General features: G+C 53.2%; 19 protein-coding genes and 1 pseudogene. 8 read left to right on the top strand and 12 right to left on the bottom strand.

All coding sequences use genetic code 11. The features are described 5' to 3' along the window. Nucleotides 1-626 precede the first annotated feature (626 nt). From acs to actP, 3 genes and pseudogenes are all read left to right on the top strand, one after another. Complete coding sequence (gene acs / locus HV334_RS01590) at nucleotides 627-2,585, top strand: acetate--CoA ligase (protein ID WP_016155371.1); 1,959 nt, start codon at nucleotides 627-629, stop codon at nucleotides 2,583-2,585. A gap of 236 nt (nucleotides 2,586-2,821) precedes the next feature. Beyond that, a pseudogene (locus HV334_RS01585) lies at nucleotides 2,822-3,135 on the top strand (DUF485 domain-containing protein). Continuing rightward, nucleotides 3,132-4,781, top strand: coding sequence for a cation/acetate symporter ActP (gene actP, locus HV334_RS01580; protein WP_016155369.1), 1,650 nt, complete (start codon nucleotides 3,132-3,134; stop codon nucleotides 4,779-4,781). The pseudogene HV334_RS01585 and the gene actP overlap by 4 nt, the downstream one beginning before the upstream one ends. Before the next feature lie 244 nt (nucleotides 4,782-5,025). On the opposite strand, the gene HV334_RS01575 is transcribed toward actP, so the two are convergent. After that, the gene (locus HV334_RS01575; protein ID WP_172976633.1) at nucleotides 5,026-5,973 is read right to left on the bottom strand and encodes a DUF4431 domain-containing protein; all 948 of its coding nucleotides are present in this window, start codon (nucleotides 5,971-5,973) and stop codon (nucleotides 5,026-5,028) included. A gap of 243 nt (nucleotides 5,974-6,216) precedes the next feature. Between HV334_RS01575 and HV334_RS01570 the strand changes: the two genes are divergently transcribed. Next, on the top strand, nucleotides 6,217-7,506 hold the full coding sequence (locus tag HV334_RS01570) for a Gfo/Idh/MocA family oxidoreductase (protein ID WP_181221089.1): 1,290 nt from the start codon (nucleotides 6,217-6,219) through the stop codon (nucleotides 7,504-7,506). A gap of 14 nt (nucleotides 7,507-7,520) precedes the next feature. Here HV334_RS01570 and HV334_RS01565 read toward each other — a convergent pair whose 3' ends face one another. Together HV334_RS01565 and HV334_RS01560 are read right to left on the bottom strand one after the other, a co-directional pair. After that, a complete protein-coding gene (locus tag HV334_RS01565) occupies nucleotides 7,521-8,210 on the bottom strand; it encodes an LrgB family protein (protein WP_049282883.1) in 690 nt (229 codons plus the stop codon). Then, complete coding sequence (locus HV334_RS01560; protein WP_016155367.1) at nucleotides 8,203-8,613, bottom strand: CidA/LrgA family protein; 411 nt, start codon at nucleotides 8,611-8,613, stop codon at nucleotides 8,203-8,205. Before HV334_RS01560 ends, HV334_RS01565 begins: the two co-directional genes overlap by 8 nt. 101 nt (nucleotides 8,614-8,714) lie before the next feature. On the opposite strand from HV334_RS01560, the gene HV334_RS01555 reads away from it, so the two are divergent. Beyond that, complete coding sequence (locus HV334_RS01555; RefSeq protein ID WP_016155366.1) at nucleotides 8,715-9,605, top strand: LysR family transcriptional regulator; 891 nt, start codon at nucleotides 8,715-8,717, stop codon at nucleotides 9,603-9,605. Nucleotides 9,606-9,689: 84 nt separating this feature from the next. On the opposite strand, the gene HV334_RS01550 is transcribed toward HV334_RS01555, so the two are convergent. The 3 genes from HV334_RS01550 to soxR form a co-directional block, all read right to left on the bottom strand. After that, nucleotides 9,690-11,336: a Na+/H+ antiporter gene (locus tag HV334_RS01550; protein WP_016155450.1), complete on the bottom strand. Its 1,647-nt coding sequence runs from the start codon at nucleotides 11,334-11,336 to the stop codon at nucleotides 9,690-9,692. Nucleotides 11,337-11,493: 157 nt separating this feature from the next. Beyond that, nucleotides 11,494-12,843 carry a guanine/hypoxanthine transporter GhxP gene (gene ghxP / locus HV334_RS01545; RefSeq protein WP_016155449.1) on the bottom strand — a complete coding sequence of 450 codons (1,350 nt, stop codon included), beginning with the start codon at nucleotides 12,841-12,843 and terminating at the stop codon, nucleotides 11,494-11,496. A gap of 604 nt (nucleotides 12,844-13,447) precedes the next feature. Beyond that, the gene (soxR, locus tag HV334_RS01540; RefSeq protein WP_016155363.1) at nucleotides 13,448-13,906 is read right to left on the bottom strand and encodes a redox-sensitive transcriptional activator SoxR; all 459 of its coding nucleotides are present in this window, start codon (nucleotides 13,904-13,906) and stop codon (nucleotides 13,448-13,450) included. 86 nt (nucleotides 13,907-13,992) lie between these two features. Between soxR and soxS the strand changes: the two genes are divergently transcribed. Further along, a complete protein-coding gene (gene soxS / locus HV334_RS01535) occupies nucleotides 13,993-14,316 on the top strand; it encodes a superoxide response transcriptional regulator SoxS (RefSeq protein ID WP_016155362.1) in 324 nt (107 codons plus the stop codon). Between the two features lie 2 nt (nucleotides 14,317-14,318). Here soxS and HV334_RS01530 read toward each other — a convergent pair whose 3' ends face one another. Then, complete coding sequence (locus HV334_RS01530; RefSeq protein WP_047499546.1) at nucleotides 14,319-15,905, bottom strand: EAL domain-containing protein; 1,587 nt, start codon at nucleotides 15,903-15,905, stop codon at nucleotides 14,319-14,321. Between the two features lie 551 nt (nucleotides 15,906-16,456). Between HV334_RS01530 and HV334_RS01525 the strand changes: the two genes are divergently transcribed. Then, complete coding sequence (locus HV334_RS01525; protein WP_016155360.1) at nucleotides 16,457-16,738, top strand: YjcB family protein; 282 nt, start codon at nucleotides 16,457-16,459, stop codon at nucleotides 16,736-16,738. Nucleotides 16,739-16,804: 66 nt separating this feature from the next. Here the strand turns inward: HV334_RS01525 and ssb1 are convergent, their stop codons facing one another. Then, nucleotides 16,805-17,329, bottom strand: coding sequence for a single-stranded DNA-binding protein SSB1 (gene ssb1 / locus HV334_RS01520; RefSeq protein ID WP_003826621.1), 525 nt, complete (start codon nucleotides 17,327-17,329; stop codon nucleotides 16,805-16,807). Nucleotides 17,330-17,580: 251 nt separating this feature from the next. On the opposite strand from ssb1, the gene uvrA reads away from it, so the two are divergent. After that, on the top strand, nucleotides 17,581-20,403 hold the full coding sequence (uvrA, locus tag HV334_RS01515; RefSeq protein WP_016155358.1) for an excinuclease ABC subunit UvrA: 2,823 nt from the start codon (nucleotides 17,581-17,583) through the stop codon (nucleotides 20,401-20,403). Nucleotides 20,404-20,497: 94 nt separating this feature from the next. On the opposite strand, the gene HV334_RS01510 is transcribed toward uvrA, so the two are convergent. The 4 genes from HV334_RS01510 to alr form a co-directional block, all read right to left on the bottom strand. Further along, complete coding sequence (locus HV334_RS01510; RefSeq protein WP_016155357.1) at nucleotides 20,498-20,854, bottom strand: MmcQ/YjbR family DNA-binding protein; 357 nt, start codon at nucleotides 20,852-20,854, stop codon at nucleotides 20,498-20,500. 126 nt (nucleotides 20,855-20,980) lie between these two features. Next, entirely contained in the window at nucleotides 20,981-21,694 is a 714-nt protein-coding gene (gene aphA, locus HV334_RS01505; protein ID WP_003826615.1) for an acid phosphatase AphA, read from the bottom strand. 249 nt (nucleotides 21,695-21,943) lie between these two features. After that, nucleotides 21,944-23,137, bottom strand: a complete 1,194-nt coding sequence (tyrB, locus tag HV334_RS01500) for an aromatic amino acid transaminase (RefSeq protein WP_181221087.1) — start codon at nucleotides 23,135-23,137, stop codon at nucleotides 21,944-21,946. A 129-nt stretch (nucleotides 23,138-23,266) separates the two neighbouring features. Next, on the bottom strand, nucleotides 23,267-24,346 hold the full coding sequence (alr, locus tag HV334_RS01495) for an alanine racemase (RefSeq protein WP_016155354.1): 1,080 nt from the start codon (nucleotides 24,344-24,346) through the stop codon (nucleotides 23,267-23,269). Nucleotides 24,347-24,380: the final 34 nt, after the last annotated feature.

Here is a 24,380-nt window from a genome sequence, read left to right as displayed (position 1 = left end):
ACCTGACCACCTGCGTTTTTTATCTGAACAGCAAAACAGAGTTAACTGGAAGTCAGTGCGTTGCAGCGATGACCTCGGTCCGGCTGAAAATCGATGAGGCGTTGACGGCTGACCGGGTCTGCCCGCAGGGATGCGGGCAGAGGGGACGGCCTGCAGGGACGCAGGCCCGGCCCCGACCCGACAGGCAGACGGCATAAGACGAATGAATCGCGCAGCGACGATTTTCCCGCCGGGAGCCAGGGATGCAAGGGAGGCGGCGGTGAGCCTCTCTTGCACGTTCACAGGTGTCTGAGCCTCATAGAATTGATATTGCTGAGGTGAACGGATCCCTGAGCCGGGATCACATGTTCTCCATAATGCTTAACTAACTGGCATTACCCTCTGCCCCTCACTCTTTTGTCTAATTCAGAGATAGATCACCTTTTCAATAATCCTTTAGATAACTACATGTTATCGCGAGATTTAATCAATTTTTGCTAGTTCCCTTCAAAATTAAGTTTGCCGCTAATTTGCACAATTCGTTTATTGCGTGATCTGCCGCGCAAATACTAAACAAAACTCTCAAAGCCCCTACATTTAACGTTTATGAGACATATTATTAACATCCTACAAGGAGAACAAAAGCCATGAGCCAAATACATAAACACGCTATTCCCGCAAACATTGCGGATCGTTGCCTGATAAATCCGGAGCAGTACGAAGAGAAATACCAGCAATCCGTTAACGAACCCGACACATTTTGGGGCGAGCAGGGAAAGATACTTGATTGGATCAAGCCGTACAGCCAGGTGAAGAACACCTCCTTCGCACCAGGCAACGTGTCGATTAAATGGTACGAAGACGGCACCCTGAACCTGGCCGCAAACTGCCTTGACCGTCATTTACAGGCAAATGGCGATCGCACCGCCATCATCTGGGAAGGCGATGACGCCACCCAAAGCAAAAACATTACTTATCGCGAACTGCATCGCGATGTTTGCCGTTTCGCCAATACGCTACTGGATTTAGGCATTAAAAAAGGCGACGTGGTGGCCATTTATATGCCGATGGTGCCGGAAGCGGCGGTTGCTATGCTGGCTTGCGCCCGTATTGGCGCGGTACATTCGGTCATCTTCGGTGGTTTTTCACCAGAGGCGGTCGCCGGACGTATCATCGACTCCAATTCACGTCTGGTGATCACCGCCGACGAAGGCGTGCGCGCCGGCCGCGCCATCCCGCTGAAAAAGAACGTCGATGATGCGCTGAAAAACCCGAACGTGAAAACCGTGGAACATGTGGTCGTCCTCAAACGTACCGGTGGAAAAACGGAATGGCAGGAAGGCCGTGACCTGTGGTGGTCCGATCTTATCGAGAAAGCCAGCCCGGAACATCAGCCAGAAGAAATGAACGCGGAAGATCCGCTGTTTATCCTCTATACCTCCGGTTCAACCGGCAAGCCAAAAGGCGTACTGCATACCACCGGCGGATATCTGGTCTATGCCGCAACCACCTTTAAGTACGTGTTTGACTACCATCAGGGCGATATTTATTGGTGTACCGCTGACGTGGGTTGGGTAACCGGGCACAGCTACCTGCTGTATGGTCCGTTGGCCTGCGGCGCAACCACGCTGATGTTCGAAGGCGTGCCAAACTGGCCAACCCCGGCGCGTATGTCGCAGGTTGTGGACAAGCACCAGGTCAATATTCTGTATACCGCGCCGACCGCCATCCGTGCCCTGATGGCAGAAGGTGATAAAGCGATTGAAGGCACTGACCGCTCCTCGCTGCGTATCCTGGGTTCCGTTGGCGAGCCGATTAACCCGGAAGCATGGGAGTGGTACTGGAAGAAGATCGGCAACGAAAAATGCCCGGTCGTCGATACCTGGTGGCAGACCGAAACCGGTGGATTCATGATCACCCCGCTGCCGGGCGCCACCGAGCTGAAAGCGGGTTCCGCAACCCGTCCGTTCTTTGGCGTACAGCCTGCGATTGTCGATAACGAGGGTAATCCGCTGGAAGGCGCGACCGAAGGCAACCTGGTGATTACCGACTCGTGGCCGGGCCAGGCGAGAACGCTGTTTGGCGATCACGAACGCTTTGAGCAGACCTACTTTTCTACCTTCAAGAATATGTACTTCAGCGGCGACGGCGCGCGTCGTGACGAAGATGGCTATTACTGGATCACCGGTCGTGTGGACGATGTGCTGAACGTCTCTGGCCACCGTCTGGGAACGGCAGAAATCGAATCGGCGCTGGTGTCGCATCCGAAGATTGCCGAGGCCGCGGTGGTGGGTATTCCGCATAATATTAAAGGCCAGGCGATCTACGCCTACGTCACGCTGAATCACGGCGAAGAGCCGTCACCGGAGCTGTACGCCGAGGTGCGCAACTGGGTACGTAAAGAAATTGGTCCGCTGGCAACGCCAGACGTGCTGCACTGGACCGACTCACTGCCGAAAACCCGCTCCGGCAAAATCATGCGCCGTATTCTGCGTAAAATCGCGGCGGGCGATACCAGCAATCTGGGCGATACCTCGACCCTCGCCGATCCTGGCGTGGTAGAGAAACTGCTCGAAGAGAAGCAGGCCATCGCGATGCCATCATAACCATAACCGTGAAATGCCCGATGGTGCGCGGCTTATCGGGCCTACAAATCCTACCCCTACCCCTCCCCTGACCGGGAGGGAAAATATAATAACCCACCCCAAAGGATTTCGCGTTGCAGGAAGGCGGCAAGCGAGCGCATCCCCAGGAGCATAGTTCACTATGTGACTGAGGTGGGCGAGTGCGGCCAACACACTTGCAACGTGAAAGACGAAGGGGGCCTCTGGAGAACTCTGTGATGAATGACTCTATTTATCAGCGGATAGAAGACAGTGCGCGTTTCAGGGAGTTAGTTGAAAAAAGCAACGGTTTGCCACCATTCTGTCCATCATCATGCTGGCAGTTTACATCAGCTTTATTTTACTGATTGCCTTTGCGCCTGGCTGGCTGGGTACGCCGCTACACGCGGGAACCAGCGTCACCCGGGGTATTCCGATTGGGGTCGGTGTGATCCTCATCTCCTTCATCCTGACCGGGATCTATATCTGGCGGGCAAACGGTGAATTCGACCGCCTGAACAATGCGGTTCTGCACGAGGTTAAAGCATCATGAAGAGAGTCCTGACGGCGCTTGCCGCCACGCTGCCCTTCGCCGCAAACGCGGCGGATGCTATTAGCGGTGCAGTCCAACGCCAGCCAACCAACTGGCAGGCGATTGTCATGTTCCTGATTTTCGTCATCTTTACGCTCGGTATTACTTACTGGGCGTCTAAGCGCGTACGTTCGCGTAATGACTACTACACCGCCGGCGGTAACATCACTGGTTTCCAGAACGGGCTGGCGATTGCGGGCGACTATATGTCGGCGGCATCGTTTCTCGGGATTTCCGCGCTGGTGTTTACCTCCGGTTATGACGGGCTGATCTATTCGCTCGGCTTCCTGGTCGGTTGGCCAATTATCCTGTTCCTGATTGCTGAGCGTCTGCGTAACCTGGGTCGTTACACCTTTGCAGATGTTGCTTCTTATCGTCTGAAGCAAGGACCAATCCGTATTCTGTCGGCCTGTGGTTCTCTGGTGGTGGTCGCGCTGTATCTGATCGCCCAGATGGTCGGCGCAGGTAAGCTGATTGAGCTGCTGTTTGGTCTGAACTATCACATCGCCGTCGTACTGGTTGGCGTGCTGATGATGATGTACGTCCTGTTTGGCGGCATGCTGGCGACCACCTGGGTACAGATCATCAAAGCCGTTCTGCTGCTGTTCGGCGCCAGCTTTATGGCCTTTATGGTGATGAAGCACGTCGGCTTTAGCTTCAACAACCTGTTCACCGAAGCAATGGCGGTACACCCGAAAGGTTCAGCTATTATGAGCCCGGGCGGACTGGTAAAAGATCCGATCTCCGCCCTGTCGTTAGGTCTCGGCCTGATGTTTGGTACGGCAGGCTTGCCGCACATCCTGATGCGCTTCTTCACGGTCAGCGATGCCCGCGAAGCGCGTAAGAGCGTGTTCTATGCCACCGGTTTTATGGGTTATTTCTACATCCTGACCTTTATCATCGGCTTTGGCGCGATCATGCTGGTGGGCGCTAATCCGGCGTATAAGGACGCTGCTGGCGCGCTGATCGGCGGTAACAACATGGCGGCGGTTCACCTGGCGAATGCAGTGGGAGGCAACCTGTTCCTGGGCTTCATCTCAGCCGTGGCGTTTGCCACCATCCTGGCGGTGGTTGCAGGCCTGACGCTGGCGGGCGCATCGGCCGTTTCTCACGACCTGTATGCCAACGTGTTCCGTAAAGGCGCAACCGAACGTGAAGAGCTGAAGGTGTCGAAAATCACCGTACTGGTGCTGGGCGTGATTGCCATCCTGCTCGGCGTGCTGTTTGAGAACCAGAATATCGCCTTCATGGTAGGTCTGGCGTTTGCTATCGCAGCCAGCTGCAACTTCCCGATCATTCTGCTCTCCATGTACTGGTCAAGACTGACCACGCGTGGCGCGATGTTGGGCGGCTGGTTAGGTCTGCTGACGGCGGTGGTGCTGATGGTGCTTGGCCCGACGATTTGGGTCCAGATCCTTGGTCACGAAAAAGCCATTTTCCCGTATGAATATCCGGCGCTGTTCTCCATCAGCGTAGCGTTCCTCGGGATCTGGTTCTTCTCTGCTACCGATAACTCAGAAGAAGGTAATCGCGAACGCGAGCAGTTCCGTGCCCAGTTCATCCGTTCCCAGACCGGGTACGGCGTAGAACAAGGTCGCGCGCACTAACCACTCCTCCTCTTCCCCGGTCATTTTGGCCGGGGAAGACGTTCAGCGAATCATCCTGGATTCTCATCCGTTATCAAGCGACGAGCAGGCACAGCGATAAGCAACAGGAAAATAATCGCACACACAAGATTTAGCCACTGCAAGCCCTTCCAAAAAGCCAGCAACCCGGCACCCCAGAAATAAATCATTAAGCATTTATTAACATCCTTTTTTATTTTTATTTCATTCCTTTTGTAATACGTCCCTACCCTGCGGTAAAACTCCCCGTCAGTCGCAGTTTGCCATCAACCAGCTTGAACATATATGACGTTGCACCATCACAATACTCTGAAAGGCCGGGAAGTTGCGTATTAGGACCGGTCCCCTGTGAAATAAAAAGAATACCGTCCGTAAGTTCCCCTTGGGCGACGGTATCGCATGTTCCTTTAACGGTATGACGTTTACCATGTTCTTCATAATAAAACATGCCATCTTCATCCGCAGGAAAATAGCGACGCTGCTGCTCATGTTCCGAAAGCGCGTTAATTCTGTACTCGTTTATCATCAGGGATTCAGCATCAACACCGATGCTGGCAAGCATCTGCAGATGCGCCATAATCTGCTGCGAATTTTGGTCAAACACAGTCTCGGTAAGTACATCTTCCTGACGGTTTTCATCATAATCAATAAAGTCAAATAGCGTCCCCTGCAAAGGAAAGACAAAATATGTTTTCAACGCGACAACGTTTTTCTCCCGCAACGCCTGTTGGAACTGTTGAAACTGCAGCAGCGCGCTTTTCTTTTGTTCCGCCGTGGTGATGGGAGTAACGTTTTTGGCGCTATAAAGAATAAGCAGCACAGAAGTAAAGTGATGACCCGTTTGGGCATACATCGTTTTCCCGGTCAGGATGACATCTTTTCCCAGAGAAGGAGCAAGATCGGCGTAATTAAGCTTATTTTTGCCCATCAAGATAATCTGCACTAGCGGAACATTTTCACGCTCACCGTTAACATCGCACTCAAACGGTTGATCCAATTTAAGATAATCATAAGTTACCGCTTCATCGCCATCTTTGATGCTTTCGTAATTTGGCGAACCGGGTAATGTCTGTTGTATTAATGTTCCCTGAAGTGTCACCTGTTGGTCTTCATCAGGACACCAGGCCAAAACGGCATGACTAAACAAAAGAGCAGATAACCACAAATATTTCACGCTGCGCATCCTTACAATGGCGAGTAACATTTATCATTATTCTAAGGCGTAAACATAAATTTAAACATAGCCTCTAAGAAAATCAGAATCTCATCCTCTCTTCCGGTCATTTTGGCTGGGGATCACATTTTTCCTTCTGCGTTGTATCCATCTTCTGCATTAGCGTTATTGTATAAAAATAAAATTGAAATATTGTTTTTATTACATCAACACGTTAATTCATTTTTTAGAAATGAGGATGTTATGAAGAAATATGCCCTGGTAGGAACTGGCGGGCGCGCGGGACTTTACATCAGCGCGATTGGCGGGCAGTGGAAAGAAAATGCACGTCTGGTCGCCTTTTGCGACACCAATCAAACCCGTATGAATTACGCCAACCAGCTTTTGGCGAACGAAGGTGCGCCCCCGGTCTCTACATGGAAGGCGCAGCAGTTTGAAGAGATGATCCGCGAAACACGTCCGGATATCATCATTGTGACCACCATGGACCGGACTCACGACGACTATATCGTGCGTGCGCTACGCGCAGGCTGCGATGTGATCACCGAAAAACCGATGACCATCGATGAGCAACGCGCCCTGCGGATTCTGGACGCCATTGAAGAGACCGGCCGTCAGTTACGCGTCGCTTTTAACTATCGCTATGCACCGCACCACAGCAAGGTTCGCGAACTGCTGATGAACGGTACGATTGGCGAGGTTTATTCAGTTCACTTTGAATGGTTGCTCAATACCGAACACGGTGCCGATTATTTCCGTCGCTGGCATCGCGAAAAACGTAATAGCGGCGGCTTATTAGTGCATAAATCCACTCACCATTTTGATCTAATGAACTTCTGGCTGGGCAGTTATCCCGAGCGGGTGTATGCCGAAGGCAGCCTGCGTTTCTATGGAAAAGAGAACGCCGAACGCCGGGGCGTGACGCAATTTTACCCGCGCGCTCACGGCTATGCGCAGGCCAAAGACGATCCGTTTGCGCTGCATATGGCCGAAAACCCTCAGCTTAAAGCGCTCTATCTGGATGCAGAACATGAAGATAACTATTTCCGCGACCAGAGCGTATTCAGCGACGGCATCACCATTGAAGACACCATGTCGGTGCTGGTGAAGTATCAGAATCAGGTGCAGCTTACCTACTCACTGAACACCTGGCTGCCGTGGGAAGGCTTGAACGTGGTCTTTAACGGCAGCGAAGGCCGCCTGGAGATGAAAATCGTTGAGAAATCCTACGTCAACGCCGGAGGCGAGCGGGATAACGAAGGCTGCCTTGAAGCCTGTGACATCACTGTTTTCCCGATGTTTGCCGCGCCGTGGCAAGCTGATTTTACCCTCGGCGAAGGCGGTCACGGCGGTGGAGATAATGCGATGCTGGCCGATCTGTTTGGCGAACCGCGGCACGATCCGTTGCAGCGTACCGCCGACCATCGCGCCGGCGCCATGTCGATTTTGACCGGTATCGCCGGGAATATTTCAATGCAGCAACAGCGGCCGGTGAATTTTAAAGAGTTCGCGCTGATTTCACGCTTGAAATAGCACACAGCCGCTGGTCAGAACATCAGCCTTGCGACCAGCGGCGCCACCAGCACCATCACCACGCCGGAAAGCATCATCACCAGGCTGGCGACCACGCCCTCCTGCTGGCCGAGCTCATAAGAGCGCGCCGTGCCCGCACCATGCGATGCTGCGCCAAATCCTGCGCCTTTCGCCATCCCTTCCCGAATAGAAAGCCGTAAAAACAGTACATCGCCAACCGCCATACCGAATACACCGGTCACTACCACGAACAATGCCACCAGGTCTGGTTGCCCGCCCAACGGCTCTGCTGCCGCCAGCGCAAACGGCGTGGTGACGGAGCGCACCGCCAGACTACGCTGGATTTCATCAGGCAACATAAACAGACGCGCCAGCCACACGGAACTGGTAACGGCCACCAGCGTTGCCGTCACTACGCCCGCAGTCAGTGACATCCAGTGCCGCTTAATCACGGCAAGGTTGTCATAGACCGGAACGGCAAAGGCGATGGTCGCTGGGCCTAACAGCCACAGCAGCCAGTGCGATTCACCAATATAGTTTTGCCAGGAGATATGCCCAAAGACCAGCATCAGGACCAGCAGCGCCGGAGTGAACACTAACGGCATCAGCGGTAATTTACGAAAACGGCGATACAGGCGCTTGTTGGCAAAATAGATGCCCAGCGTAATCACCAGACACAGCACGCTTAGCTGGAAATTACTCACGGTTTAGCCTGCTCATTTCATAGCGATACACTTTATCCACGACCCACGCCGTTGCGCCAAGCACCATCAACGTACTTAGCGCAATGACGGCAAATATGCGCCAACCATCGACCAACAACAGCTGCGTATAGTTGACGACAGCCACCACCGCCGGAACAAAAAACAGCAACATTTCAGCCAGTAACCAGCGAGCGCCTGCGCGAATCCAGTTCAACGGGATAACCCGGCAGACAATCAGCGCCAACATCAGCACCATCCCAACCAGGTTGGCAGGAAGCGGCAGATGCAGCCAGGAGACAAGATATTGAGCAAATACAAATAGACCTGCGTACAACAGAACCTGAACGGGGATCTGGAGTCGATGAATAACGGCAGGCGTCACGCGGCTTATCGCCACAGCCATGAGGGTATGTCCTTAAAAAATAGAGAGCGCCAGTATAGAGAGCCCCCGTCCAGGACTGAAATGAATTAAACTCATTGCAGGCATAGTCTTAAGGAATAATCATGGATATCAGAACGCTGCGCTATTTTGTTGAGGTGGTTCGTCAGCAGAGCTTTACCCGCGCAGCGGAGAAGCTTTTTGTCACCCAGCCCACCATCAGCAAGATGTTGAAGAACCTTGAAGACGAGCTTAACTGCACGCTGTTAATCCGCGACGGTCGGCGACTGCTGTTAACCGACACCGGACAGGTTGTTTTCGAACGCGGCCTGGCGATCCTCGCCGAGTTTCGCCAGCTCGAAGCAGAACTCAGCGACATTAATCACCTCAACAAGGGAGTGCTGCGCCTCGGCATCCCCCCCATGGTCGGTATGTTGATGGCCGGGCCTATCAGCCTGTTTCGCCAGCGCTATCCCGGCGTGGAGCTGAAGGTATCTGAATTTGGCGGCTTAACCGTCCAGCAGGCGGTGATGAACGGCGATCTGGATGTCGCGATGACCGCGCTGCCGGTTGAAGAAGAGAGCGGCCTGGCGACCTTACCGCTTTTTAGCCATCCGCTCTGTGTGCTGGTCCCCCGCTCCGGTCAGTGGACAACGTGTGAATCCATTTCCCCCGAGGCGTTAGCGGAGCATCCCCTGCTTATCTATAACGAAGATTTCGCGTTGAGCCGTCAGTTGCTTGAGCTGTTTAACCAGCACAACGTCAAACCCCGCATCGCGGTACGCAGTGGGCAGTGGGATTTTCTGGCGGCGATGGTGCAAGCCGGAGTCGGGATCGCCATTTTACCGGAGCCGATTTGCCAGCGATTGGATAAGCAGACGCTGCGCTGGATCCCTTTGGAGAGTGATTTACGCTGGCAGTTGGGCATGATTTGGCGCGAAGGTGTGTATCTGTCGCACAGCGCCCAAGCGTGGCTCAAATGCTGTGAAGGGTTCTGGCTAACGCAAGAGTCGTAACATGCCGGATGCGGCTTAACGCTTATCAGACCTACAATTGGATTCCGTAGGCCTGATAAGCGTAGCGCCATCAGGCACAACCGTTTATTCGTTCTCGATCAACAGCGCTTCCAGCAAATCCAGATCGTGCAGCAGTTTTTGCAGCGTCTCATTGCTGATTTCCCGCGTGGCGCGCAGGTGATAAAGTTCCGCACGCTCGGAACGCAGGGCCGCCAGACGGAAACGCCGCTCGAGGTTTTCTTCCTGCATCGAGCTTTCCACGTCGTTTCGTCCGTCGGCGCGTCGACGCAGGTTACCGATGACGCGTGAACTCACCTCGGTGAGCAACTGATTGTCGATGTTCTCTTCGGTGTCTGCGGCCAGACGCTCCTCCATTTTCTGGATGGCGACAATCGCCACTTCCGCCGTGGCAGCGCGGGCAATTCGTTCCTCTTTCTGCTGCTGCGAGTGGTCTGCCACTTCCAGGTGTTGCAGCAGAAGCGGCAGCATCACCACGCCAACAAACAGCGAGAACAGAATCACGCCCGCGGCAAGGAAGATCAGCTCATATCGCGCCGGGAAGCCGCTACCATCCGGTAACAGCAACGGAATAGAGAGCACACCGGCGAGAGTAATGGCCCCACGCACGCCCGCAAAGGAGGCGATCATGATTTCACGCGTCGTCCAGGAACCAAACTCCATCGGCTTTTTCTTCAGGAAGCGCAGGCTAAACTTCTTCATCGTCCACAGCCAGCCAAAACGTACCAGCATCAGCGCCACGTAAATCAGCACGATATCGGTAAACAGCATCCAGATTTCAACATTCGGATCGGCTTCTGCCGCCGCCAAAGAAGACTCCAGAATCCCCGGCAACTGCAGTCCTAACAGCAAGAAAACCATGCCGTTAAACACAAACTCCAGCATCGCCCAGGTGCTGTTAGCACGTAAACGCATCGCCAGCGGCGCCCGGCGCATTACCCCGGAACGGGTGATCGTCATCCCGGCTGCGACCGCCGCGAGGATGCCGGAAACACCGATGTGTTCCGCAATCAGGTAAGACGCAAACGGCAGCAGGAACAGCAGAACGATTTGCGTTGCCGGTTCATCACCACCCCAGCGGCTGAGAAAACGCAGGGAGCGCCCGTACAGCCAACTGACGACAAAACCGGCCAGGATACCGCCAATCGCTACCTTGAAGAATTCAAGCGTTGCGCCACCAACCGTAAACACCATCGTGCCCATCGCCACGGCGACGGCAAATTTCAGTGATACCAGACCGGAGGCGTCGTTCATCAACGCTTCGCCCTGCAGGATACCCATGATTTTCTTCGGTATGCGTCCCTCGCCCACTATGCCGGAAAGGGCAACGGCATCGGTTGGCGACAGGACAGCGGCCAGCGCAAAGGCTGGGATGAGAGGGATCCCCGGCACCAGCCAGTAAATCATAAAGCCAATCCCGACCACCGTGACCAGAACCAGCGCCAGCGCAAGGCCGAAGATCTCTCGCCCGTGCTCCAGAAACTCACGGGTTGGCGTCTTCCAGCCATCGGCGAAAAGCAGCGGCGGGATGAACAGAACCAGAAAAAGCTCAGGATCGAATTCCACATGCAAACCAAACGTCGGCCACGCCAGCAAGGCGCCGATGGCGATCTGCATAAGGGGTAAAGGGAGTTGGAATGGCAATACGCGAGTAAAAACCCCCGACAGCGAGACCACAAGGGTCATGATGAGTATGGTGAAAAAGATTTCCATGCGTTCCCTGTTTGCGATGTTTCTTATGATCAGTGATGAGAGGCGTCGTGCCTCAATTCTATCTACTTGAGAGTAACGCAAAAGACAACGAGAGTGTTGTGAAAATAAAAACGGGCGGCCAAAGCCACCCGTTTTCAGAATCTTCATCAAATGAGGATTAGATAGCCCAACCACCAGCGTAGAAGGCCACCAGCGCGATGGCGATGACCACTGTGCCGATGTTCAGTTTGCGCCATTCGCCAGAGACGATACGGCCAATCACCAGGGTAGCAAAGCCAATCATAATGCCGGTCACGATGTTACAGGTCAGCACGATAAATACGGCCGTTACCAGCCCCGCCATAGCGTCGACAAAGTCAGCAAAGTCGATTTTCGCTACGTTGCTCAACATCAACAGACCCACATACATCAGCGCAGGTGCCGTTGCATATACTGGTACAAGATAAGAGAGCGGAGAGAGGAACAGGATCAGCAGGAACAGTACGCCAACGGTGATCGCCGTCAGGCCAGTTTTGCCGCCTGCCGCCGTACCCGCTGCGGATTCAATATAAACCGCCGCCGGTGCAGCACCCACCAGACCAGAGAACACGCTGCTCAGGGAGTCGGTGGTCAGCGCTTTGCCGCCGTCAATAATCTGTCCGTCTTTATCCAGCAGATTCGCCTGTCCGGCTACCGCACGGATGGTTCCGGTCGCATCGAAGACAGCGGTCATGACCAGCGCCAGCACGCTCGGCAGTACGATTGGGTTTAGTGCGCCCATAATATCCAGGCTACCGATCAGCGAGTTGCCGTTTTCGTCGCTCAGAGACGGCATGGCAAAAATACCGGAGAAATGTACGGCCGGGTCGAAAATCAGACCCACTACGGAAATACCGATAATAGTCAGCAGGATACCGCCCGGTACTTTCAGTTTTTCGAGGCCAATAATCACCGCCAGACCTACCAGCGACATAATCACCGGGAAGGTATCGAAATCGCCCAGCGCAACCGGCAGGCCGTCCAGCGGGTTTTTAATAACCAGACCCACGCCGTTTGCCGCAATCAGCAGCAGGAACAGGCCGATACCAATCCCCGTACCGTGCGCAACACCCTGCGGTAGATTGCGCAGGATCCAGCTACGAATACCGGTCGCGGAAATGATGGTAAACAGGACACCCATCAGGAACACCGCACCCAGCGCAACAGGCACGCTGATATGTTGTCCCAGTACCAGGCTGAATGCGGTAAACGCCGTCAAAGAAATGGCGCAACCAATCGCCAGCGGCAGGTTTGCCCACAGGCCCATCACAATAGAACCGACGCCCGCGACCAGACAGGTTGCCACAAATACAGCGGCAGGCGGGAATCCAGCTTTACCCAGCATCCCGGGAACCACGATGACGGAGTAGACCATGGCCAGGAACGTCGTTAATCCGGCAACGACTTCCTGACGAACGGTACTGCCGCGGAGCGAAATTTTAAACCAGGCGTCGAGTGAACCGCCGGTACGCGCTGAAGGCGTAGACATAGAAAACATCCCCTGAGAGTTTATTTTTTCGTCATTATGCGTGCTGGACAATCCACTGCCTGCTAAACGTTTTCTCCATGTGCCAGGTTTGCGTCAATAGGGGTGTCGCAAAAAAGCAAACGTTTAGCTCCGCGCATAAAAAACGGGTGGTAAAAAAAAGCAAACGATTATCCAGCGATCATACGCTGGTTTTCAACTGAACTTTGCCGCTTTTTACTCATTTCTTCTTATAACGCGCAATAAATAATCAGTCGATGCGCAAACGTTATCGTCAATGCGCAGTCTGGCAACAAAATTTGCGGAGTTATTACAACATCGGTGTGCCTTTTTCACGCAAACTTGCGCAAGAAAACCGGTGAAGATGCGGAAAATTTTTTGGCTAAAAAACCACCATTTCACTGGTAAATAGATAGAGGTGGCTTACAATTACATTATCAACACAGACCGGAACCTCACCTAATGTGCTCGACTGAGGGGTGTTGATGTCGGGGGAAACCCTCCCGTGAACCAGCGGGATAGAGTGAAAGACAAAGACCGGAACCAAACTAAAGCGCCCTCTGTGGCGCTTTAGTTTTATATCCGTCAATCCATCAGATATTTCACATCAATCATCTTCCAGCAGACGCGCCCCGGTCCCCTTCTCGCCAAGCTGATCGCCTGGGTTACGCAACGGGCAATCGCTGCGCGACAAACAACCGCAACCAATACACCCATCCAGTTCATCGCGTAGCGCCACTAAAGTATGAATGCGTCGATCCAGCTCTTCACGCCATTGCGAAGAGAGCTGCTTCCACTCTTTAGCACTGAGCGAATGTCCTTCAGGTAATACGCCGAGCGCGTCACCGATCGTTGCCAACGGGATCCCGATGCGTTGAGCAATCTTGATAATCGCCACATAACGCAACACATCACGTCTGTATCGGCGCTGATTGCCGCTGTTGCGCATACTGCTGATTAACCCTTTGCTTTCATAGAAATGCAGGGTTGATACCGCTACGCCGCTACGCTTTGCGACTTCACCTGGCGTGAGCAGCGCTTTTATTCGGGGTAATTTCTTTTCCATAAATCGCTTTACCTCAAGTTAACTTGAGGAATTATACTCGCCCACAGACAAAACGACGAATCGAATACTGAAAAAGAGGCAGCCCTATGTCCCATCAGCAGATTATTCAGACCCTTATTGAATGGATTGACGACCATATCGATCAGCCGCTGAACATTGAGGCGGTCGCGAAAAAATCAGGTTACTCGAAGTGGTATTTACAGAGAATGTTCCGCACGGTGATGCGCCAGACGTTGGGTGACTATATCCGCCAGCGTCGACTCCTGCTGGCTGCTGTTGAACTGCGGACGACCGAGCGACCTATTTTCGATATCGCAATGGATCTTGGTTACGTATCACAACAAACCTTCTCACGCGTGTTTCGCCGCGAGTTTGATCGTACCCCCAGCGATTACCGCCACCGCCTGTAAGATTATTGCCCGCTCTGCGTCAGTATGGCGGGCGACCGTTGTATCCAGTGCATGAACTCCTGTGGCGGCAGCGCCTTCGCAAAATACCAGCCCTGACAATACTGTACGCCACGTTCGCGCAGCCACTCGATTTGCTCAACCGTCTCTACCCCTTCCGCAATCATCTTCAGGTGTAAGCTTTGCGCCATTTCGATGATATGTTCGGCAATCAGGTGACTGGTGCTGTTGGTGGACAACGTACTAATAAATGATTTGTCGATCTTCAGGATATCGATATTCAACGCGGATAAATTGTGTAGATTGGAATATCCCGTCCCAAAATCATCAAACGCCACTTCATAACCCGCCTGACGAAACGCCTGGATTACCGCGGTCATTTTATCTACATCAATAAACCCGCGTTCCGTCACCTCGACTTTAATTTGCTGGGCCGCCACAGAGTACTCACGGTTTTTGTCGGTAATCAGGGCAATAAGTCGGGATGAATGAAAGTCAGAAGCAGAGAGGTTTATCGAGATATAAAGCTGAGGATGCGCCGAAAGAAAATATCCTAAATCGTTGAACACCTCTTCAATCACGTAATCCGTGATCCGCTCAATCATTCCCTCTTTTTCAGCCAGTGGAATAAACTCGGTTGGGCTCATTACTTCACCATCACAGCCCGGCCAGCGCAGCAGAGCCTCAGCCCCTACGCACTGACCGTTTTCGATATCAATGATCGGCTGGTAGTGCAGACACAGTTGACGTTTTTTGATTGCTCGTTTTAACAAGCGGCGGGGAGATAAGTATTCCTGACGCGTGCGCCACCACATTAACAGCATCAGGATGCTGCAGATAATCCCGAAAGGAATCGTTAACGCAGCCTCATGATAGAAAATCGAATGTATGCGTTTATCCGAGGTCGACACAATAATCGCAATCGGGCGTTTTTCTGAATGCACTTTGGTGTAGAAGCGATCGTCCAACTGGAAGGTTGAGGCTTCACCGCGCACCAACGGCAATAACTGCGCAATAGGCGCCCCTTCGCTGGCAGAGAAAAAAGTACCCGTTACCGTGTCATACACGCCCCAGGACAGGTCCGGGTCATCTGACATAACTTCGCTGTAAGATAATGGGTTGATGACGGCAACGTAGTTTCCACGTTGCATATACGTCATTCTGTAGCCAGCGAAAAAGGGGGTATCGCGATAGTAATAGATGGAGATGTCCGGCGTACGTTTATAGTCGGCGGTCGGCATAATATAGGCGACTGGCGGCGCCATCGACGTAGAGCACAAAAAATGATCGCCCTGCGCATAAATTAGCTCGCTGATATATAAACGACCACGAATAATATCTAGCATATTTTTCTGATGTGCCGGGGTACACATCTTACCTTGATACAACAGGGCCATATCTCGCGCTAAATCGGCTTGTTGGATCACCAATTCAGTTTTATTTAACACCAGTTGCGCAAAAGAGCGAAGTTGATTACGGGTTTCGGACATTGCCCGGATTTGAGCAAACCATAACGCCAGCACCACGGGGAGCAATACCACCATGAATGTTCCGAGGAACTTCAGTATCTTGCGTCGCGCACTGTGATTCATGTCAGCCCTGTTTCCCTGTTTCGTATATGCCAGAACCCATTAAGGCAAGATGCTATAAACACCGACTGATTAAGTTGCATGAATCTATCAGTATTAGCAACAGACTTCTCTATGTAAAAGTCTGATAATAGTTGATGATGATATTATTTTTCCGTAAGGCAAACTTAAAGTTATGCTTATTTCATAACGTTATTATCCCCAAGGAGTAATTTTTTATAAGCACTATCCTGGCTTTATTTAAGAAATTCATTAGATTTTTTTAACGATTAATTTAGGATAAATAAAACAGGTAACGCAAATGCATCTTTAGAGTTGATTATTTAGTATCATTGCTTCCTTGAATATAACCACATATTTAACATGGTTATCATCCTGCAAAAAATACGTCCAACACTGGTGAACAAACGAGCATATGTGATATAGTTCACAAAAATCATGTAACAGAAACGATGTTTCATTCATGTTATTGCCCGTCGATAGCCAGAGTACTACACCCTCGGTGAACACCCCCGCGCTGTCCTGGGCATCCAGACTTTCTGAGGACGTTTTTCATGGCAACGATAACAACTGGCGTGGTTCTTCTGCGGTGGCAATTACTCAGTGCAGTGCTGATGTTTTTAGCCAGTACGCTCAATATCCGTTTTCGTAAATCAGATTATATTGGCCTGGCCGTCATTAGCAGCGGTTTAGGGCTGGTTTTTGCCTGCTGGTTTGCGACCGGATTACTCGGCATAACCCTGGTGGATATGTCCGCAATCTGGAAGAACATTGAAACCGTAATGGTTGAAGTGATGAGCCATACACCGCCAGACTGGCCGATGGTGTTGAACTGATAACAGAATTGCATATGGCTACCTCAGTCCTGAGGTAGCCATAATTTTCAGCGAAAAGCAGAAGGATTAGAACGGAATATCGTCGTCGAAATCCATCGGCGGCTCATTAGACGGTGCTGCCGGAGCCGACTGCTGCGGGCGAGACTGCGCGCCGCCGCTGAACTGATTGCCACCTTGCGGCTGCTGAGGCTGACCCCAACCACCCTGCTGCTGGCCGCCACCTGCCGGAGCACCACCACCCTGACGACCGCCCAGCATTTGCATGGTGCCGCCAACGTTAACCACAACTTCAGTGGTGTACTTTTCTACGCCGGATTGATCGGTCCATTTGCGGGTACGCAGCTGACCTTCGATATAGACCTGGGAACCTTTACGCAGATATTCGCTGGCAACTTCCGCCAGTTTGCCGAACAGCACCACACGGTGCCATTCAGTCTGCTCTTTCATTTCGCCGGTCGCTTTATCACGCCAGGATTCGGAAGTAGCCAGCGTAATGTTGGCAACTGCGCCACCATTCGGCATATAGCGTACTTCCGGGTCCTGGCCCAGATTACCGACGAGAATCACCTTGTTTACGCCTCTGCTGGCCATGATCGTGTCTCCTGAAAAACGTTACTGAATAAGTGTAAGCGCGGGATTGTAGCATTTCCAATAGCGCTTTTACTACGTTGCGAGATCGATTCCAGTAAACAACCCCAGACAGACATTGTTGCACAGGCATCTGCGTTTTGCATTCCAATACTGTATATCCATTCAGGTCAGGTTGTGTCATAATTAACCGTTTGTGATCGCCGGTAGCACCATGCAGCCAGGCAAAAAAGCGTTTAATCCGGGAAAGATGAATGGATAAGATCGAAGTTCGGGGCGCCCGCACCCATAATCTCAAAAACATCAACCTCGTCATCCCGCGCGACAAGCTGATTGTCGTCACCGGGCTTTCGGGCTCAGGCAAATCTTCGCTCGCTTTCGACACCTTGTATGCCGAAGGGCAGCGTCGTTACGTTGAATCCCTTTCCGCGTACGCGCGTCAGTTTCTGTCGCTGATGGAAAAGCCGGATGTCGACCACATTGAGGGGCTGTCTCCCGCCATCTCAATTGAACAAAAATCGACATCCCACAACCCGCGATCCACGGTAGGTACGATTACCGAAATTCACGACTATCTGCGCCTGTTGTTTGCCCGCGTTGGCGAACCGCGCTGCCCGGATCACGACGTTCCCCTGGCGGCCCAGACCGTTAGCCAGATGGTGGACAACGTTCTGTCGCAGCCGGAAGGCAAACGTCTGATGCTGCTGGCGCCGGTGATTAAGGAGCGTAAAGGCGAGCATACTAAAACGCTGGAAAACCTGGCAGGCCAGGGCTATATCCGCGCCCGTATCGACGGTGAAGTGTGCGACCTTTCCGATCCGCCCAAGCTTGAACTGCAAAAGAAACACACTATTGAAGTGGTGATTGACCGCTTTAAAGTACGCGACGATCTCACCCAGCGACTGGCAGAATCCTTTGAAACCGCGCTGGAACTGTCCGGTGGTACGGCGGTAGTCGCCGATATGGACGATCCGAAAGCGGAAGAGTTGCTGTTCTCCGCCAACTTCGCCTGCCCGATCTGCGGCTACAGCATGCGCGAGCTGGAACCACGTCTGTTCTCGTTCAATAACCCAGCGGGTGCATGCCCGACCTGTGACGGTCTCGGCGTGCAGCAGTATTTCGATCCTGACCGGGTGATCCAAAATCCGGAACTGTCGCTGGCCGGTGGTGCTATCCGCGGCTGGGATCGCCGTAACTTCTATTACTTCCAGATGCTTAAGTCACTGGCGGAACACTATAAATTCGACGTCGAAGCCCCATGGGCCAGCCTGAACCCTGCCGTGCATAAAGTGGTGCTGTACGGTTCCGGTAAAGAGAATATCGAATTTAAATACATGAACGATCGCGGCGATACGTCCGTACGCCGCCATCCGTTCGAAGGCGTATTGCACAATATGGAGCGCCGTTATAAAGAGACGGAATCCAGCGCGGTACGTGAAGAATTAGCCAAGTTCATTAGCAACCGACCGTGCGCCAGCTGTGAGGGGACGCGTTTACGCCGGGAAGCCCGCCACGTATTTGTCGAAAATACGCCGCTGCCCGCGATTTCCGACATGAGCATCGGTCACGCCATGGATTTCTTCAACAACCTGAAGCTTGCGGGTCAGCGAGCGAAGATCGCAGAGAAAATTCTCAAAGAGATTGGCGATCGTCTGAAGTTCCTGGTCAACGTCGGCCTCAACTATCTGACGCTGTCGCGTTCAGCAGAAACGCTCTCCGGCGGCGAAGCCCAGCGTATTCGTCTGGCAAGCCAGATCGGCGCAGGTCTGGTCGGCGTAATGTATGTACTGGATGAACCGTCTATCGGTCTGCATCAGCGCGATAACGAGCGTCTGTTGGGTACGCTTATCCACCTGCGTAATCTGGGCAATACCGTCATTGTGGTTGAGCACGATGAAGACGCGATTCGCGCCGCTGACCACGTTATCGACATCGGCCCCGGCGCGGGCGTTCACGGCGGCCAGGTGGTTGCCGAAGGTACGCTAAAAGATATCATGGCCGTGCCTGAGTCGCTGACCGGCCAGTACATGAGCGGTAAGCGCAAGATTGAAGTGCCGAAACAGCGCGTGGCGGCAGACCCGGAAAAAGTGTTGAAGCTGACCGGCGCGCGCGGTAACAACCTGAAAGATGTCACCCTGACGCTGCCGGTTGGTTTATTTACCTGCATTACCGGTGTTTCCGGTTCGGGTAAATCGACGCTAATTAACGACACGCTGTTCCCGATTGCGCAGACGGCGCTGAACGGCGCCACGCTGGCGGAACCCGCGCCATATCGTGATGTTCAGGGCCTGGAACATTTCGACAAAGTGATCGACATTGACCAAAGCCCGATTGGCCGTACGCCGCGCTCTAACCCGGCAACCTACACCGGCGTGTTTACGCCAGTGCGCGAACTGTTTGCCGGTGTGCCGGAGTCGCGTGCGCGCGGTTATACTCCGGGTCGTTTCAGCTTTAACGTCCGCGGCGGACGCTGTGAAGCTTGTCAGGGCGACGGCGTGATCAAAGTCGAAATGCACTTTCTGCCGGATATCTACGTGCCGTGCGATCAGTGTAAAGGCAAGCGCTATAACCGCGAAACTCTGGAGATTAAGTACAAGGGCAAGACTATCCACGAAGTGCTGGATATGACGATTGAAGAAGCGCGTGAGTTCTTCGATGCCGTTCCGGCGCTGGCGCGTAAGCTGCAAACGCTGATGGACGTGGGTCTGACGTACATTCGACTGGGTCAGTCCGCCACCACGCTCTCGGGCGGTGAAGCGCAGCGCGTGAAGCTGGCGCGTGAACTGTCCAAACGCGGTACCGGTCAAACGCTGTATATTCTCGACGAACCGACCACCGGTCTGCATTTTGCGGATATTCAGCAACTGCTGGACGTGCTGCATCAGCTCCGGGATCAGGGCAACACCATCGTAGTGATTGAGCACAATCTGGACGTGATAAAAACCGCTGACTGGATTGTCGATCTCGGTCCGGAAGGCGGCAGCGGCGGCGGGGAAATTCTGGTTTCAGGCACACCAGAAACAGTCGCTGAGTGTGAAGCCTCACACACGGCCCGTTTCCTCAAACCACTGTTGTAATCATGCCGATGGCGCTACGCTTATCAGGCCTACAAAATATGCATAATTGCTTGTAGGCCGGATAAGGCGCTGGCGCCTCATTGCGGAAAACAGATCAGGACTGCGCCAGTATCCGGCGTTTATCTTCCGGCAGCGTGTTTACGGCCTGCTGATAAGACGCGTCTACCAGGTAGTAGATTTGCGAATCCGGCAGCGAGCCGTCCAGATACACCGTACTCCAGTGCGCCTTATTGAGATGCCGGCTTGGCCGTACATCGCTATGCTGCTGACGTAACAACTCTGCCAGTTCCGGGCTGGTTTTCAGTGACACTGCCGGGCGTTCTTCCACCTCTTTTACCATGGCAAAAAGCACATCTTCGACTTTGATTTGTGTGGCCTTCCAGTCACTGTGTACGCTCTGCTCGGCGCCCATTTTTGCCATGCAGTATTGCAGCAACTCCGAATTCGTCATCTTAATTCCCCTTACCAGCATATTGCCTAATGAGAACATCTTTTATTCAGTGTGCAGCAAGTCCGCAAAAGGTAAAAGCAGGTAACGCAAATTTGTTTAAAAAAACAACAACCGCAAGCAACGTCCTCAATACTCCGAGTTGACGATCACCTCTTCACCAAACGCGCCGGCCTGTGGCAACGGTTTATAAGTGGAGTTAGAAGCGCGTAAAATACGAATGCCGCGAATACCCACGTCTCGGGCGGCGGTAATGTCATTATCAGAGTCGCCGTAGAACATGCGGATATTTTTATCCTGCAGCCACTGCGTTTTCGTATTCTGGCCCGGCTTATCACCGGCAAAAATGACCGGGTTCATATTGCCGGCCGGGATGTGAAAGTTATCGGACAGCGTTTTCGACACCGTTTCGGTCTTCGTCTGGCTACGCCCGGTTACGAAAAAGATGCTGTCGCCGCGACGCACGTGCATATCAATCAACTGACGCGCCACTTCTTTCGGAATGCTGAATTCGTCCCAGCCATTGTTCATTTTTTCCCAGAAGGCCGGATTTTTCAGGTAATCCTCACTGTCCGGAGAATACGTTTTTTTTCCGCGCCAGAAGCCTGGGCTGGAAAAGAGGACGGTGTCATCGATATCAAACCCGACGGCCATCGGCGGGCGTCCGGTCAGGCTGTTTTCAATTTGTGCCACGGAGACCCAGTGAATGGGTGCCTGCTCAGCGAGTTTTGCAACGTTGGTGCCTGGATTAAGCTGAGAGGGAGAAGAAACTAACGCCTGGGCCGGCTGATTTAGCGTGAACAATAAACAAACGGCACTCAGTGCCAACGTAAACTTGCGCATATTTTTCCCTAAGTAGTCAGTTAGTTATCATTTTTTTATTAACAACTGGTCAAAAAACTATCTGACCTTACCCCTTAGGGGGAGGGAAAGGAAGGATTTTCTCTGGTTTTGTCCTGGAAAAAGAGCATGATCACATTGGAAAACAGACCAATAGCACGGTGAAAGAAAGTAGGCCGGATAAGGTGATTACACCGCCATCCGGCAATACAATGCCTGATGGCGCGACGCTTATCAGGCCTAAAAACCCGGTTACATGACAGCGGCAAATGCCTTCGCCACCCGCTGCACGTTACCGTGATTCAACCCGGCCACGCACATACGACCGCTGGCTATCAGGTACACACCGAACTCATCGCGCAGGCGATCGACCTGAGCAGCGCTGAGCCCGGTATAGCTGAACATCCCGCGCTGTTGCAGCAGGTAATCAAAGTTACGACCAGGGATCTCCGCATTCAATACGTTAACCAGCGCCTGGCGCATCGCCAGAATACGGGTACGCATCTCTTCGACTTCCGCCAGCCAGTTGGCTTTCAGCGCGTCATCACCCAACACCGCGGCCACGACCTGCGCACCAAAGTTTGGCGGGCTGGAATAGTTACGACGCACCGTCGCTTTTAGCTGCCCCAGAACGCGGCTGGCGGCATCAGCGTCTTCACAGACCACTGAAAGTCCGCCGACACGTTCGCCGTACAAAGAGAAAATCTTCGAGAATGAGTTGCTGACCAGTGCAGGCAATCCGGCGCTGGCCATGGCGCGGATCGCATAGGCATCGTCTTCCATTCCGCCGCCGAAACCCTGGTAAGCAATATCCAGGAACGGGATCAGATCGCGAGCTTTCAGGATCTCAATGACACCATCCCATTGCGCGGGGGTTAAATCCGCACCCGTCGGGTTATGGCAGCACGGATGCAGCAGTACGATGCTGCGCGCCGGTAAGGTGTTCAGCGTGGCCAGCAGGTCGTTGAAACGCACGCCATTGGTGGTGTCGTCATACCAGGGGTAAGTACTTACTTCGAACCCAGCACCTTCAAAAATCGCGATGTGGTTTTCCCAGGTCGGATCGCTGACCCACACGCCAGAATCAGGGAAATAGCGTTTCAGGAAGTCTGCACCAACCTTTAGCGCACCGGAGCCGCCCAGCGTCTGAATCGTTGCGACGCGCTGCTGCTGGAGAACCGGATGCTCTGCGCCAAACAACAGCGGCGCAATAGTATGGCGATAAGTGTTCAGGCCTTCCATCGGCAGATACAGCGAAGCGCCATGCGGTTTGGCATTCAGTCGGGCTTCCGCTTCTGCCACCGCTTTAAGCTGAGGAATAATGCCGTCTTCGTTGTAGTACAGACCGATGCTGAGGTTCACTTTGTCGCTACGTGAATCTTCTTTGAAACGCTCCATGAGCGATAAAATCGGGTCGCCGGCGTAGGCGTCAACTTTTTGAAACACGTGTGGTTCTCCAGGTTTACAGGCAGGGGTTAAGAACACAATAAACCGGAAGCGGGAGAAGATCGAGAGGATGTTGAGAGGAATATTGCCGGATGGCGGCGTAACCGCCTTATCCGGCACATCATGAACTTAATCGATATACTTCATTGCCACCCTTGAGGTCAGGCGCGTGATAAGTTCGTAAGCACTTACTTTCGTCATTTCAGCAATGCGTTCAACGGGCAGGCCTTCACCCCACAGGATAACCGAATCGCCGGCTTTATCCTGCGCCTCGGGACCTAAATCGACGCAAATCATATCCATCGCGACGCGACCGACGATCGGCACTTCACGGCCATTGACCAGTACCGGTGTCCCAGACGGCGCAGCGCGCGGATAACCATCGCCATAGCCCATCGCCACCACGCCCAGACGCGTGTCGCGCTCGCTCAGCCAGGTTCCACCATAGCCAACCGGCTCGCCCGCTTTGTGTTCACGCACCGCAATTAGGCTGGAAGTGAGCGACATCACCGGCTGGCAGCCAAAATCGGCACCGATAGAGTGGTTTTCCAACGGCGATACGCCATACAGAATCAGCCCCGGACGCGCCCAGTCGAAGTGAGACTGCGGCCACAGCAGAATACCACCCGACGCGGCGATCGAACGTTGACCCGGTTTACCCGCGCAAAAGCTATTGAAGATATCGAGCTGCTTTTCGGTCGCGCCGCACTCAGGCTCGTCCGCGCGCGCAAAGTGGCTGACGATATTGACCGGCTGGCGCACGTTTTCGCATTGCGTCAAGCGCTGATAAAACGCCTCGGCCTGCTCCGGACGCACGCCCAGGCGGTGCATTCCCGTGTCGAGCTTCATCCAGACGGTGACCGGTTCAGCCAGTACCGCGGCTTCCAGAGCTTCAAGCTGCTCCTGGTTGTGGACGGCAGTATGCAGACGCTGCGCGGAGATAGTCGGCAGATCGGAAGCATCAAAAAATCCTTCCAGCAGCAGGATGGGCTGCGTGATCCCTCCCGCTCGCAACCGCAGGGCTTCTTCAAGACGAGCGACACCAAAAGCGTCCGCATCGGGGAGCGTTCGCGCGGTCTCTAACAGACCATGGCCGTAAGCGTTCGCTTTCACGACCGCAACCAGTTTACTGGCTGGAGCCAGTTCACGCAGACGTTGCAGGTTGTGTCGCAGAGCGCGGCGGTTAATGACTACAGTTGCCGCTTGCATTTGTATTCCTTGATAAGTATTTGCTTGAGTAACC

It is taken from the genome of Citrobacter sp. RHBSTW-00944 (assembly GCF_013615435.1).
GTDB classification, from domain to species: Bacteria; Pseudomonadota; Gammaproteobacteria; order Enterobacterales; family Enterobacteriaceae; genus Citrobacter; species Citrobacter braakii.
Note: the sequence above shows the minus strand (reverse complement) of the source record. Positions and strands in the feature narration are given on the sequence as shown.

What these genes read in the sequence shown, in the direction of transcription:
- actP (WP_016155369.1), top strand. Translation starts at nt 3,132, where the DNA reads ATGAAGAGAGTCCTGACGGCGCTTGCCGCCACGCTGCCCTTCGCCGCA.
- HV334_RS01550 (WP_016155450.1), bottom strand. Translation starts at nt 11,336, where the DNA reads ATGGAAATCTTTTTCACCATACTCATCATGACCCTTGTGGTCTCGCTG.
- HV334_RS01530 (WP_047499546.1), bottom strand. Translation starts at nt 15,905, where the DNA reads ATGAATCACAGTGCGCGACGCAAGATACTGAAGTTCCTCGGAACATTC.
- ssb1 (WP_003826621.1), bottom strand. Translation starts at nt 17,329, where the DNA reads ATGGCCAGCAGAGGCGTAAACAAGGTGATTCTCGTCGGTAATCTGGGC.
- HV334_RS01555 (WP_016155366.1), top strand. Translation starts at nt 8,715, where the DNA reads ATGGATATCAGAACGCTGCGCTATTTTGTTGAGGTGGTTCGTCAGCAG.
- soxS (WP_016155362.1), top strand. Translation starts at nt 13,993, where the DNA reads ATGTCCCATCAGCAGATTATTCAGACCCTTATTGAATGGATTGACGAC.
- aphA (WP_003826615.1), bottom strand. Translation starts at nt 21,694, where the DNA reads ATGCGCAAGTTTACGTTGGCACTGAGTGCCGTTTGTTTATTGTTCACG.
- ghxP (WP_016155449.1), bottom strand. Translation starts at nt 12,843, where the DNA reads ATGTCTACGCCTTCAGCGCGTACCGGCGGTTCACTCGACGCCTGGTTT.
- acs (WP_016155371.1), top strand. Translation starts at nt 627, where the DNA reads ATGAGCCAAATACATAAACACGCTATTCCCGCAAACATTGCGGATCGT.
- alr (WP_016155354.1), bottom strand. Translation starts at nt 24,346, where the DNA reads ATGCAAGCGGCAACTGTAGTCATTAACCGCCGCGCTCTGCGACACAAC.
- HV334_RS01525 (WP_016155360.1), top strand. Translation starts at nt 16,457, where the DNA reads ATGGCAACGATAACAACTGGCGTGGTTCTTCTGCGGTGGCAATTACTC.
- HV334_RS01570 (WP_181221089.1), top strand. Translation starts at nt 6,217, where the DNA reads ATGAAGAAATATGCCCTGGTAGGAACTGGCGGGCGCGCGGGACTTTAC.
- HV334_RS01510 (WP_016155357.1), bottom strand. Translation starts at nt 20,854, where the DNA reads ATGACGAATTCGGAGTTGCTGCAATACTGCATGGCAAAAATGGGCGCC.
- uvrA (WP_016155358.1), top strand. Translation starts at nt 17,581, where the DNA reads ATGGATAAGATCGAAGTTCGGGGCGCCCGCACCCATAATCTCAAAAAC.
- HV334_RS01560 (WP_016155367.1), bottom strand. Translation starts at nt 8,613, where the DNA reads ATGGCTGTGGCGATAAGCCGCGTGACGCCTGCCGTTATTCATCGACTC.
- soxR (WP_016155363.1), bottom strand. Translation starts at nt 13,906, where the DNA reads ATGGAAAAGAAATTACCCCGAATAAAAGCGCTGCTCACGCCAGGTGAA.